The sequence below is a fragment of the Cryobacterium ruanii genome, assembly GCF_004404055.1.
GTDB classification, from domain to species: Bacteria; Actinomycetota; Actinomycetes; order Actinomycetales; family Microbacteriaceae; genus Cryobacterium; species Cryobacterium ruanii.
On sequence record NZ_SOHK01000017.1, the window covers coordinates 50,826 to 62,797 of the forward strand.

Annotated in this window: 11 protein-coding genes; 6 read left to right on the top strand and 5 right to left on the bottom strand. The window is 65.8% G+C overall.

Going from position 1 to position 11,972, the window contains the following annotated elements; genetic code table 11:
• Positions 1-19: 19 nt before the first annotated feature.
• Entirely contained in the window at positions 20-2,791 is a 2,772-nt protein-coding gene (locus tag E3T47_RS11770) for a choice-of-anchor I family protein (protein ID WP_241982219.1), read from the bottom strand.
• 95 nt (positions 2,792-2,886) lie between these two features.
• Between E3T47_RS11770 and E3T47_RS11775 the strand changes: the two genes are divergently transcribed.
• Both E3T47_RS11775 and E3T47_RS11780 read left to right on the top strand, forming a co-directional pair.
• Positions 2,887-4,467, top strand: a complete 1,581-nt coding sequence (locus E3T47_RS11775) for a phytoene desaturase family protein (protein ID WP_134556268.1) — start codon at positions 2,887-2,889, stop codon at positions 4,465-4,467.
• 71 nt (positions 4,468-4,538) lie between these two features.
• Positions 4,539-5,045 (top strand): SRPBCC domain-containing protein, encoded by a 507-nt coding sequence (locus tag E3T47_RS11780; RefSeq protein ID WP_134556269.1) that lies wholly within the window; start codon positions 4,539-4,541, stop codon positions 5,043-5,045.
• Between the two features lie 318 nt (positions 5,046-5,363).
• On the opposite strand, the gene E3T47_RS11785 is transcribed toward E3T47_RS11780, so the two are convergent.
• On the bottom strand, positions 5,364-5,921 hold the full coding sequence (locus tag E3T47_RS11785) for an acyl-CoA thioesterase (protein WP_134556516.1): 558 nt from the start codon (positions 5,919-5,921) through the stop codon (positions 5,364-5,366).
• A 132-nt stretch (positions 5,922-6,053) separates the two neighbouring features.
• Here E3T47_RS11785 and E3T47_RS11790 point away from each other — a divergent pair, with 132 nt between their 5' ends.
• Positions 6,054-6,692 carry a LysE family translocator gene (locus tag E3T47_RS11790; RefSeq protein WP_134556270.1) on the top strand — a complete coding sequence of 213 codons (639 nt, stop codon included), beginning with the start codon at positions 6,054-6,056 and terminating at the stop codon, positions 6,690-6,692.
• A gap of 1 nt (position 6,693) precedes the next feature.
• On the opposite strand, the gene E3T47_RS11795 is transcribed toward E3T47_RS11790, so the two are convergent.
• Both E3T47_RS11795 and E3T47_RS11800 read right to left on the bottom strand, forming a co-directional pair.
• On the bottom strand, positions 6,694-7,803 hold the full coding sequence (locus tag E3T47_RS11795; RefSeq protein ID WP_241982221.1) for an alpha/beta hydrolase: 1,110 nt from the start codon (positions 7,801-7,803) through the stop codon (positions 6,694-6,696).
• A 94-nt stretch (positions 7,804-7,897) separates the two neighbouring features.
• Complete coding sequence (locus E3T47_RS11800) at positions 7,898-8,455, bottom strand: YbhB/YbcL family Raf kinase inhibitor-like protein (RefSeq protein WP_174844674.1); 558 nt, start codon at positions 8,453-8,455, stop codon at positions 7,898-7,900.
• A 62-nt stretch (positions 8,456-8,517) separates the two neighbouring features.
• On the opposite strand from E3T47_RS11800, the gene trhO reads away from it, so the two are divergent.
• The 3 genes from trhO to E3T47_RS11815 all read left to right on the top strand — a co-directional run bounded on the left by trhO (position 8,518) and on the right by E3T47_RS11815 (position 11,556).
• The gene (trhO, locus tag E3T47_RS11805; protein ID WP_134556271.1) at positions 8,518-9,438 is read left to right on the top strand and encodes an oxygen-dependent tRNA uridine(34) hydroxylase TrhO; all 921 of its coding nucleotides are present in this window, start codon (positions 8,518-8,520) and stop codon (positions 9,436-9,438) included.
• A gap of 385 nt (positions 9,439-9,823) precedes the next feature.
• On the top strand, positions 9,824-10,726 hold the full coding sequence (locus E3T47_RS11810) for an ATP-binding cassette domain-containing protein (RefSeq protein ID WP_134556272.1): 903 nt from the start codon (positions 9,824-9,826) through the stop codon (positions 10,724-10,726).
• Positions 10,723-11,556, top strand: a complete 834-nt coding sequence (locus E3T47_RS11815) for an ABC transporter permease (RefSeq protein WP_241982223.1) — start codon at positions 10,723-10,725, stop codon at positions 11,554-11,556. Before E3T47_RS11810 ends, E3T47_RS11815 begins: the two co-directional genes overlap by 4 nt.
• Here the strand turns inward: E3T47_RS11815 and E3T47_RS11820 are convergent.
• Positions 11,553-11,972 (bottom strand): hypothetical protein, encoded by a 420-nt coding sequence (locus tag E3T47_RS11820; protein ID WP_134556273.1) that lies wholly within the window; start codon positions 11,970-11,972, stop codon positions 11,553-11,555. The two genes, E3T47_RS11815 and E3T47_RS11820, sit on opposite strands and share 4 nt — an antisense overlap.

The following is an 11,972-nucleotide window of genomic DNA, read 5'->3' on the forward strand; positions in this document are numbered from 1 at the left end:
CGTTCGAGGTGGCCCAGAGCTAAATGTCGGCGACGAGGTTGCCGAGGGTCGATTCTGAACCTCGATCTTCTGCCACACCCCTGTAGGCCCGGGTGATGTCGGCGCTGATGGCACCGACTTCGACCGAGCCGACGATAGCAGCCTGGGTCGCGGCATCCGCTACGATCTGCGCCACGGTCTGGTCAGCCGGGAACAGGCCGGCCGATCCGTTGTGCAGATCGACGAGGGAGCTGGTCAGCGAGACAACCGCCTTGCTGGTCGGGTCGACCAAGATGTTCACCCGGTCGAGGTTCATGCCGTACTGGCCGCTCTGCATCACCGGGCGTTCGAGCCCGTCGGTCCAGCCGTCGACAGGGTAGGAGCAGTTGTAGGTGGCGTGGGTATGCCCAGATAGGATCGCGTCGATGTTGGCTGACGCGCCGCGAATCAAATCGCCGTACAGGGTATCGGCGGCGCCGATCGCGGCGCAGTCAGTTCCGACACCACCCTCGTGGGTGAGCAGCACTATGACATCGGCTTCGCCGTTGCCCGTATTGCCGTCCTGCAGCTGCGCGGCCACCCGGTTGGCGGCTTCGAGCTGGTCACCGAACTCAATGTCGGCGATGCTGGCCGGGGAGACCATCGAGGCGGTCTGCTCGGTGACGGTGCCGACGAAGCCGACCCGTACGCCGTCGACCTCTTTCACCCAGTACTCACTCAGGGCGGGAGTTTTCGTGCCCTTCAGGTAAACGTTGGCACCGAGCGCATAGCGCGGGTCACCGAACGATGACCTGACCCGGTTCTCGAGGTCGTCCCAGCCTGCGTCGAACTCGTGGTTTCCCACAACGGATGCGTCCAGCCCGGCCGCGAGGAGGGCGTCGATGGTCGGTTCGTCCTGCTGCGAGAACGACGTGAAGGTGGAGGCGCCGATGTTGTCGCCCGCGGATACGAACAGGGTGTTCGGGTTTTCGGTCTTGAACTGCGCGACGGCTCCGGCGAGCGCGGCAGCGCCGGCCTCCTGGTTTCTGGCGTTGGCTTCGAGGCGACCGTGGAAGTCGTTGATGCCGAGTACCTGGATCTCGGTCGGAATGGTGTTGATCGAGAAGATCGTGGTGGTTCCGGATACCTCGTTGCCGACGGCGAGCATGGGCTTGCCGGTCGGTGAGTCTGCTGCGGAGATGAATGTGACGCCCTCCGGGCCGAGGTCGCCGGCCGCCGACAGGTCGGTGGCGGCATCGGCGGCGAAGTTGCGGTTGTTGAGGTAGGTCACGAACTCCGCGTTGGTCGGGTCGGTGATGTCGTAGGCCATGATGCCGCCGACCCGTTCGAGGCCGATGAAGGCGTAGGTGCGGCCGTCGATGTCGCCGATGGCGAGGTTCTCCGGCTCCGGTCCCTTGTCGTCGCTGCGGCCCTCGAGGTTGGACGCGCTGTGGTTGGAGTTGAAGTACGCGGGGTTCGCCGCGGCGGTGATGCGTTCGAAGTCGCCGCCGGAGTCGAAGGCCCTCGTGCCGTCGGTGTTCCAGATCGAGAACGAGCGCGAGCCGAAGGAGTAGAGCTCGTCGTAGCAGTTTTTGGCGGTGTTGAAGCCGTTTTCCGTGGTCACGTTCAGGCGCCCGAGCCGGGCATCGGTGTTCTTGCCGAAGAGCGGGCTGTCGGCGCAGATGGTGAGCTTATTGGCCCGCTTACCCTCCACGTAGTCGCCCCACTCGCGGGCATCACCCTCGTTGGCGGTGACCAGGTAGGTGGCGTCCGAGCCGGTGGAAGCATCCGTGGCCGTGTAGGCATTCATGCCGTCGGGCATGTACATGCCTTTCAGGCCCTCATAGGTTGAGATGTTGACCGTCGAGTCCTTATCGGAAGCGTCGATACCGTTGCCGGCGATGCCGTGGTCTTGAAAGCCGAGCGGCCAGACATCGGTGATTTTCGCAGTGACCAGGTCGACGACGGCGACGGCGTTGGCCTCCTGCAGGGCCACGTAGGCGGTGACTCCGTCAATCGCTACATACTCGGGTTCGAGGTTTGCCGAGATCGGGAACGCCGTGTTGACCGTCGGGCCGAAGACGCGAACGTCCTCGTGCAACGTCCTGCCGCCATTGGCTTCGTAGGCGTGAAAATTCGCATTCGCAACAGCCGACTGCGCCGGTGCGGCCATGGTGCCCGGCAGAGTGACGACGCTCACCGAACCCTCGGGGTCGATGGTGAAGTCGGCGTTCGGCTCGCCCTCGTTGGCCACGACGGCGTAGGTGCCGTCGGCCGAGATGCTCACCATGTCGGGCAGCGCGCCGACGGTCACTGCGCCCAGGACGTCGGGCTCGGAGGCATTGGCGTCGAAGAAGACGAGCCAGCCGGCATCCGTTTTGGTAGGCGATTCAATGGCCATGGCGCCGAGGCCGTCGGCGCGCACGGCAACCGAGTTGGCGGTCGACCCTTCCGGAATGAGCTCGCTGCCGCCACTGATCGGGGCGCCCTCAGCCTTGAGAGCGAACAGCTTGGCTGGCGCGGTGGGATCGGTGATGCTCAGCACGTCGACGGCACCCTGTTCAGCATTCACCACGAAGAGTCGCTCACTGCCGGCGTGGTAGGTGACGATTTCGGCGGCGGACTTGTCAAAGGTGCCGGTCTCGTAGCTGCCGAGCGGCGCCATCTCGAAGTAGGGGTCGGCTCCGTTCGCGGTGATGGGCGCCGTGACGATGGCAGCGGATGCCGTCGGCACCGCCGACACGAGGGGCGCGGCCGCGAGCGCGGCGCAGGCGGCGGCCGCCAGGGCGACAATGGGAATTCTGCGTCGTGCGGGGCGTCGAAAGGCGCTCATGCGGTGATCCTCCTGGGCACAGACATTGGATACCTTTCTTTTTAACGGTCGTAGGTGAATGCAAGGTGACTCCAAGCCCTCGATAGGATCTGGGCATGAGCGAACCCACGCACGACGTCGTGATCATCGGTGGCGGCCACAACGGCCTGGTCGCCGCCGCCTATCTCGCCCAGGCCGGCCGCAGCGTGCTCGTGCTCGAACGCGAGCCCCAGGTCGGCGGCGCCGCCATTTCAGCGAATGCCTTTGCCGGTGTCGACGCGCGCCTCTCGCGCTACTCCTACCTGGTGAGCCTGCTGCCGACGCGAATCATTCGCGAGCTGGGGCTTGATATCGAGCTAGCCCGGCGGCGGTATTCGTCGTATACGCCGGGGGTCTCTTCTGCCGGGCTCCTCGTAGACCACGACGACGCCGACGCGACCAGGGCCTCGTTCGCCCGCCTCGGAGCCGAGCCCGATTTCGATTCCTGGAACGCCTTCTACGACGACACCGCGAGGCTGGCCCGAGCAGTGTTTCCCACGGTGTGCGAACCCTTGCTCACACGCTCGGAGGCCCGGCGGCTGGTCGGCGACGACGCGCTGTGGACGTCGCTGATCGAGCGGCCGCTCGGCGAGGCGATCACCGACCGGTTCGCCAACGACCTCGTGCGGGGCGTCGTGGCCACCGACGGCCTGATCGGCACGTTCACGAGCCTGAACGACCCGAGTCTCGACGCCAACCGCTGCTTTCTGTACCACGTGATCGGCAACGAAACCGGCGACTGGGCTGTACCGACCGGCGGCATGGGCGCCGTGACCGGGGCGCTCGAACGCGCGGCACGCGAGGCCGGCGCTCGTCTCGAAGTCGGCGCCGATGTCGAGACGCTCACGCCCGACGGTGCTGTGACCTTCCGGCAGTACGGGCGACTGCAGACGGTGACGGGCGCGGTCGTGCTGGCGAACGTGGCGCCGTGGGTGCTGCGAGGGATGTTGGCGGCGGGAGGCGTGGCATCCGCTGTTTCGTCGCCAGCGCAGCCGAAGCCGGAGGGCGCGCAGGTAAAGGTCAACCTGCTGTTGACCCGGCTACCGCGGCTTCGGGAAGCGAGCGTGTCGCCCGAGGCCGCTTTTGGCGGTACCCTTCACATCAATGAGTCGTACGAACAATTGCAGACCGCGTTCGAGCAGGCGCTGGCCGGGCTGATTCCCGCCATGCTGCCGTGCGAGATCTACTGCCATTCGCTGACCGATCCGAGCATTCTCTCGCCCGAGCTCGCCGCGGCCGGCGCACACACCCTCACCGTGTTCGCCCTGCACACCCCGAATCGGGCGCTCACCGAGGCGAACAACGACGCGATGCGGGCCCAGCTGCAGGCCGCCGTGCTGCGTTCACTCAATTCTGTGCTCGCCGAGCCGGTCGAAGCGCTCTTCATGACGGATGCCGACGGTCACCCCTGCATCGAAACCAAAACGACCCTGGACCTCGAGCACGTCCTTAACATGCCCGGCGGCAACATCTTTCACGGCGCGCTCTCGTGGCCGTTTTTGGAAGATGACGAGCCGCGCGACACCTCCGCCGAGCGGTGGGGAGTAGCCACCGAGCATTCACAGATCCTGATCTGTGGGGCCGGAGCCCGGCGCGGCGGCGGGGTCAGTGGACTGGGCGGCCACAACGCCGCCATGGCCGTTCTGGAGGGCCTGTGATGTATAGCCGAGGGGCGCAAAGTGGCCTAGCCTGAGCTAAGACTCGCGTTTCACTCACAGTGGAGGTCACCATGTCAGCCAAGCCCACCGGACGCCTCGTTCACCGCGAGGACGGCCTGTATCTCATGCTGAATCGGTTGTTCAACGCGCCGATCGAAAAAGTGTGGGCGAGCCTGACCCGCCCGGCCGAGCTCGAGAAGTGGATCGGCACCTACACCGGTTCGCCGGCCACCGGCGCCGTCAAGTTCAGGATGACGGCGGAGCCGGACGCCAAGTGGGAGTACGTGAGCATTCGCGAGTGCCAGCCTCCGCACCGCTTCAGCGGCGATTTCGGCGAGGGGGAGGATTCCTGGCGCGCGCTGTTCCACCTGGTCGAGGGCGACGGCATGACCAACCTCACGTTCGGGCAGCGCTTGCGTTCCCCCTCGGAGGCCGCCACGATGGGGCCGGGCTGGGACTACTACCTCGATCGACTGGTCGCCTCCCGCGCCGGCCTGCCGTTGCCCGCGTGGGAGCACTACTACCCAGCGCACGCTCAGTTCTACAAGGACCTCATCGTTCCGGTGCGCACCGCCTGATCCCGGCAGTTTTCACCCTTACGGACCGCCATAGTGGGTGCCGACGAGGGCATCTGTCGTTCGCTTGCCTGCCCGCGCGCCTGCGTGCAGGGTACGGTCGCGCGTCGCGTCTCGAGCCGGTATTCGCAAGCGCGGAGCACTTCAGTGCGGCCGAAACAACCTCGCTCTTCCCCCTCCAAGCTCGCAGATGACTCGAATAAAAAGTCAATATGTTATTGAGGTTCTCTCGCTTTCTAACACCCCGGCCTCGAACCGTACTGGCGCACTTGACGCTGGTCGTGGCTTTGTTGGGTTACCGATTCAGCTGGCTGCAGAGGGCTAGTTCCAGATGCTGGGAGCGGGAGCTCGCGCCGCGGGAGCGGCTGCATGGTGACTCCACTCGAGCAGCCAATCGGGAACACTCACATTGTCGGGGGCGACACCGATGGCCTCGAGCAGCTCATCGATCGACACGACGCCGCCGGTACGCTTGAGAAAGCGGCCACGAATATAGCCGTGGGAGTAGATTTCGGGTGAGCCGTCGGCATCCGGTCGTACGAAGCGTTGTTCGACGTACACGGCTTTCTCGTCGAAGCCGAGGATGCGCGACTCCACCGTGAACTTCTGGCCGACTGTGAGCGATTTGCGAAAGCTGATGGTCTCGGAGACCACGACCGGGTACCAGCCGCGCTCCTGGAAGATGGCCCAGACTCCGGTGCGGTGCAGCATGTCGAAGCGGGCCACGTCCATGATCGACAGGTAGACGCCGTTGTTCATGTGCCGCAAAATGTCCAGGTCGGTCGGCATCGTCACGAAGTTGGTGCGCGCGACGTCGAAGTGGCCGAGCCGGGGGCCGAACTTCGACAGCAGGGCATGGAGGAGGGTTCTGAAGAACATATGCACGACACGATGCTAACGAAGCGGTCGCGCAGGCGGGGCATCCGTTGTGGGTGAGCGCCAGCATCCGCTACCCCAGCGGGGTGTGCGTGCACGATGTGCCACAGTCGCCGGCGGGTCTAGCATTCATACATGGTTTCCCTGCCCACCCTGCTGACGTTCGCGCTCGCTTCGATCGCGCTCATCGTCATTCCCGGCCCGACCGTGCTGTTCGTGATCGGGCGATCGCTCGCGCTCGGCCGGCTCGGCGGGTTTCTCAGTGTGCTCGGCAACGCCCTCGGGCTGATTCCGGTGATCGTCGCGGTGTCACTCGGGCTCGGCGCCATCGTGACCCAGTCGGTGCTGCTGTTCACGATCGTCAAGTTCGCCGGCGCAGCCTACATCATCTATCTCGGTGTCCAGGCGATTCGCAACCGGCGCACGGCCGCCCAGCTGAGCGAGGCCCGGGTCGCGCGAAAGACCAGGTGGCGCCTCGTGCTCGAGGGCTTCGTGGTGGGGCTGAGCAACCCCAAATCGCTCGTGTTCTTCATCGCGGTGCTGCCGCAGTTCGTGAATTACCGGGCCGGGGATGTGCCTCTGCAACTTGCGGTGCTCGGGCTGGTGTTCGTGGTGCTCGCCCTAATCGGCGACAGTACCTGGGCTTTTGCCGCCGGCACTGCACGGGACTGGTTTGCCAGATCGCCCAAACGCATCGAGACCCTGTCGTCGGCCGGTGGCGTGATGATGATCGGCCTCGGCGGGGTGCTCGCCGCGACCGGCGCGCGCTCCTAGTTCAAGCGGCAGCCAACGAACGCGGCGCGACGGCACGCACGAAGGCGCCGAGCCGGCGGTAGACCTCTTGCGATTCGGGATGCGTGTCGTCCTGCTGCCAAGTGTGCTTGGTATTGACGCTGCGCCGACCGTAGATCAGAGTGTCGACCCGAATAGCGCGCGCCCGCAACGCCTCGATGAAGTTAAGGTTGGCGCGGTAGAAATAGTCCCGCTCCGAGGTTGTGACGAAAACCGGCGGAAAGCCCCGGTCGAGCCACTCGATCGGCGACATGAACCGTGCTGCCGTGCGCAGGTGCAGGCCGCGGCCACGCTCGGGCAGCAGCATCCGCACGAAGTTGAGGCTCAGTACGAACCCGCGGTCGAACAGCACCGAGAAGTCAGCGATGCTGCAGTGCTGCACCAGGCCGCGAAGGTTGCGCGCCGCGACCGGCGGGCGAATGCCGTAGTGCTCGGCGAGCTCCGGCGCGTAAGCCGCGGCCGTGAGCAGCGCCGCAATGTGGCCGCCGGCGGAGTCGCCGCCGAGCACGACGCGGGTGGGGTCTCCCCCGTAGGCGGCGATGTTACGGGCGACCCAGCCGAGCACCGCGTTGCCGTCCTGCAACATGTGTTTCAGCTGGAACCGGGTGGCCATGCGGTAATTCGCGTTGACCACGATCATGCCCGCGGCGGCCTGGCTCGCACAGTATTTGGTGAGCGGATCCTTGTCGCCCGAGGTCCAGCCCCCACCGTGAAAGTACACGTATACCGGGAGTGGCTCCGCGCCTTGCTCGCGCTTGGGCGCGAGCACGTCGAGCCGGTGAATCTTCTCCCCATCGCCGACGTAGTCGAGATCTAGGTCATACACGACCGAATCAATCGGATGCAGGTTGAATTTATGCACCGGGGTTACCCGTCGCAACATAAGCGCACGCCAGGCCCAGACCGGCAACCGACGAATGCCCGTCTCCCGATGAGCCGACCGGTCGACGGTCACCCCGTCGGCGTGCAGACGGATGCCGTGCAGCCAGGCGCGTGCCGGCTTTCCAACCCGGGCGGGACCCGGCGAGGTCGGGGGCTCTGCGGAGAGGGGCGTGCTGCGAACAGTGTCGATCAGGGTACTGGTTCTACTCACTGATTGAGGCTAAGTCGACTCTCCCGAATGCTCGCTGGGAAGTACCCCATTTGGGGGCAACTCCCGGCTTCAGGTGGCTGTTCCTGCCGTACGTTCACGCAGCGGATGCCCCGCCCGCAACCCCGGTCGCTTCCAGCACCGCGCGCGCGAGCGTGTGAAAGTGCAGGTTGAAGCCGAGAACGCCCGGGGTGGATTGGGGGTCGAGGTCGAGCGTCGGCACATCGACGGCGTGCACGATGAACTGGTAGCGGTGCGTGCCGGTTCCGGGTGGCGGCCCGGCACCAGAGAAGGAGGTCAATCGCAGCTCGTTGGGCAAGGTTAGGGACGATCCCGGCAGAGCCCCGCCCGCGGCGCCCGCGCCAATCGGCAGGTCGGTCACGGATATCGGGAGGTTGGCCACGGCCCAGTGCCAGAACCCCGAGCCGCTCGGGGCGTCTGGGTCGTACACGGTCAGGGCGAAACTCTCGGTCTCGGGAGGGAAACCACTCCATGACAGCTGCGGCGAGACGTCCGCTCCCCCGGCATCGGCGGCATACTGCGCCGGCCGCAACGGGCCGCCGTCGGTCATGTCGGTGCTGGTGAGCGAGAACTGGGGCACCTCGCCGAAACGGGCGAGTGGGTCGAGCGTCACGATGGCCTCCTCGTTGGGCATCAGCTGCTTTGTTGCAGCGCAGCCAGTTCGCCCACCCTACGCGCCCCTCGTAAAATAACTCCATGGCCATTCCGAAGATTCTGCTCTATTACATCTTCACGCCCCTGGCCGACCCGGAGGCCGTTCGACTGTGGCAGCGGGACCTGTGCGCCGGGCTCGGCCTGCGCGGACGCATCCTGATCTCCAAGGACGGCCTCAATGGAACGGTCGGTGGCGACTTGCCCGCCGTCAAGAAGTACATTCGCAAGACCCGCGACTATGCACCGTTCCGGCACATCGACTTCAAGTGGAGCGAGGGCACCGGCCTGGACGGGAAGGGTCAGAGCCGCGACTTTCCTCGGCTCGTGGTGAAGGTGCGCGATGAGATCGTGAGCTTCGGCGCCCCGGGAGAGTTGCGCGTCAACACCGCGGGAGTTGTCGGTGGTGGCACCAAGCTGGCGCCCGCCGAGCTCAACGCCCTCGTTGCGGCGCGCGGCGACGACGTGGTCTTCTTCGATGGGCGCAATAAGTTCGAGGCCGAAATCGGTCACTTTCGAAACGCGGTCGTTCCCGACGTAGCCAATACGCGAGAGTTCGTGGCCGAACTCGACAGCGGCAAATACGACCACCTCAAGGGCAAACCGGTGGTGACCTACTGCACCGGCGGCATCCGCTGTGAGGTTCTCAGCGGTCTCATGAAGTCGCGTGGATTCGGCGAGGTGTATCAACTCGACGGCGGAATTGTGCGTTACGGCGAGGCCTTCGGCAATGAGGGCCTGTGGTCGGGCTCGCTCTATGTCTTCGACCAGCGGATGTCCATCGATTTTGCCCCGGACGCTGCCATAATCGGCACCTGCCAGATCTGCGCCGCACCCACCACGAACATGCTCAACTGCCGCGACTCCTCCTGCCGGGAACAGCTGGTCGTGTGCGCTGCATGCGTGGCCGCCGCGGCTCCGACCTGCACCGCCCATGCGAGCGAGGCGTCGGCGCCCGCAACCTGAGCGGCCGTACTGAGAGCACGATCAGAACCGAAACGCCAGAAGAGAGTTCCGATGCTCCCGCGCCGCTCGGCGCACCCCCACCGTTTTGGTGACCTTCGCCAACCATTCGGCCGATGCCGCCTCCACGTTTCTGATCGAGGGGGGGTATTCTGGCTCCGGCCGGTTCGTTCTACGCTCGAGAAGCGAGTCGGCACCTCGGCCTGCGCGATGACGGCGGACTGCGCATCGGCCTCGCCCCGCACACCACGGCGCACGAGGTCGACCGGATACTCGACGCGTTCGACGACTTTCTACGGCCGTAACGATGTGGTCGGAAGGCCCGCTTTCGCGGCGGAGGCATCGGCGCTGCCGGCCCTAGGCTGGACTCACTACAGAGGGGAGTCGGATGCCCACCGGCGCTGTTATCGAATTCACCAGCATCAGCAAACGCTTTGGCGGTGTCGCCGCCGTCAACGACCTGTCGTTCACGGTGGAACCCGGCCGGGTCACCGGCTTTCTCGGGCCGAACGGTGCCGGCAAGACCACGTCCCTGCGCATTCTGCTCGGGCTGGTCAACGCCAGCAGCGGCACGGCCACGTTCGGCGGTGTGCGCTACCGCGACCTGCCGCATCCGCTGGCCACGGTGGGCGCCGCCCTTGAAGCCGCGAGCTTTCACCCGGGCCGCACCGCCCGGAGCCACCTCGGCGTCTATGCGATCGCCGCCGGGCTGCCGCGCACCCGCGTGCTGGAGGTACTCGCCCAGGTGGGACTCGCCGCTCACGCCTCCCAGCGGGTCGGCGGCTACTCCCTCGGCATGCGCCAACGACTCGGCCTGGCCTATGCGCTGCTCGGCGACCCGGGCGTGCTCGTGCTAGACGAGCCGATCAACGGGCTGGACCCGGAGGGCATCCGCTGGATTCGTGGGTTTCTGCGCGACATGGCCGCCGAGGGCCGCACCGTTCTGGTCAGCTCCCACCTTCTCTCCGAGGTGCAGCAGAGCGTTGACGACGTCATCATCATCGCCCGGGGCCAACTCGTGCACCTCGGCCCGCTGTCGAGCCTCGACACGGATGCCGCGCCACAGACGATCGTGGATTCACCCGACCGCGAGGCCCTCGCCGCCGCGCTGACCGCGGCCGGCATCAGCTTCTCGATCGGTCGCACCGGGCTGCTCGCCGCGACGGGCGATCCGGCGCGGCTCGGTCACCTCGCCTTCGAAGCCGGGGTCGAACTGAGCGTGCTGCATCGGCAGAAAGCCGGCCTCGAAGACTCGTTTCTCACCCTCGTCGGCGGAGGCCACTCACTGTGATTATCTTCCTGCGATGCGTTTCGGCCGAATTCGCCAAGATCTTCACGACCCGTTTGTGGTGGATTCTGGCCATCGTTCTGTTTTGCTACATCGGTCTACTGGCCGGCGGCCTCGCGGCGCTGTTCGCCGGAATCCAGACCGGTGTGATCAGCCCGGATGCCGTGAACACCGGCGGCGGATCCACCGATTTCGGCAGCCTCCCGCCGCTGATCTACAGCTTCGCTTCTTCGGTCGGCTACGTCTTTCCGGTGCTGCTCGGTGCCCTCGCGACGACCGGTGAATTTCGCCACCAGACCCTCACCCCCACCTTCCTGGCGACACCCCGCCGCGGCCTCGTGCTCGGCGCGAAGACCGTGACACTGATCCTGGTCGGTGCGGGCTTCGGGGTCGTCGCGCTGGCGGCATCCGTTGGTCTCGGTGGCGGGGTGCTGAGCGCGTTCGGGGTGAATGCGCTGCTGCTCGACTCGGAGACCTGGCTGCTCGTCGCCCGCACCCTGCTCGCCATGGGCTTGTGGGCAGCGATCGGCGTGGGCCTCGGAGTGCTCGTGCCGAACCAGGTCGCCTCGATCGTGATCGTGCTGGCCTTCACCCAGTTCGTTGAACCGCTGCTGCGGCTGGCGGCATCTTTTCTCGAGATCACCGCGAAAATCGGCAACTTTCTGCCCGGTGCCGCGTCAGACGCGCTGGTCGGGTCGAGCTTTCTGAACCTCGCGAATCCGTCGGCTTCAGCGCCGCTGGACTGGTGGCAGGGCGGCCTCGTGCTGCTCGGCTACGCCCTGGTTACGGCCGTGATCGGCTATGCCGTGAGCTGGAAGAAGGACGTCACCTAGCTGGTCGGCTCGACGCTGGTCGGCTCGACGCTGGCCGGCTCGACGCTGGCCGGCTCGACGCTGGTTTCAGCGGGCAGCTTGAGCGAGTCGATCAGATCGGTCGCATGCTGGCTCGTGAGAATGACACGCGCGAATTCTTCGCCGACGAGGTCGATCACCACGGCCGAACGACGCCGCTTGATCGAAACGAAGTCCTTGCCGCCGTGAAACTTCCAAGTTCCGGCCGCCACGACGAGCGGAACAATCGAGCCGAGGGCGCGAATTCCGCGCAACCAGATCCACGGATCTTCGGTGATGATCACCGAACGGATGTTGTCCCGCTGCACCACGATCGACTCCCGTCGCAGCGCGAGGGTCCTTTCCGCGCGCGTCAGGTGGATCTCGAGCCGGTCGGAGTGCACGCTCAGGGAAGCCAT

Bases quoted from the DNA above. Each gene is read 5' to 3' on its own strand.
- E3T47_RS11770 (WP_241982219.1), bottom strand. From the start codon at position 2,791: ATGAGCGCCTTTCGACGCCCCGCACGACGCAGAATTCCCATTGTCGCC.
- E3T47_RS11775 (WP_134556268.1), top strand. From the start codon at position 2,887: ATGAGCGAACCCACGCACGACGTCGTGATCATCGGTGGCGGCCACAAC.
- E3T47_RS11780 (WP_134556269.1), top strand. From the start codon at position 4,539: ATGTCAGCCAAGCCCACCGGACGCCTCGTTCACCGCGAGGACGGCCTG.
- E3T47_RS11785 (WP_134556516.1), bottom strand. From the start codon at position 5,921: ATGTTCTTCAGAACCCTCCTCCATGCCCTGCTGTCGAAGTTCGGCCCC.
- E3T47_RS11790 (WP_134556270.1), top strand. From the start codon at position 6,054: ATGGTTTCCCTGCCCACCCTGCTGACGTTCGCGCTCGCTTCGATCGCG.
- E3T47_RS11800 (WP_174844674.1), bottom strand. From the start codon at position 8,455: ATGCCCAACGAGGAGGCCATCGTGACGCTCGACCCACTCGCCCGTTTC.
- trhO (WP_134556271.1), top strand. From the start codon at position 8,518: ATGGCCATTCCGAAGATTCTGCTCTATTACATCTTCACGCCCCTGGCC.
- E3T47_RS11810 (WP_134556272.1), top strand. From the start codon at position 9,824: ATGCCCACCGGCGCTGTTATCGAATTCACCAGCATCAGCAAACGCTTT.
- E3T47_RS11820 (WP_134556273.1), bottom strand. From the start codon at position 11,972: ATGGCTTCCCTGAGCGTGCACTCCGACCGGCTCGAGATCCACCTGACG.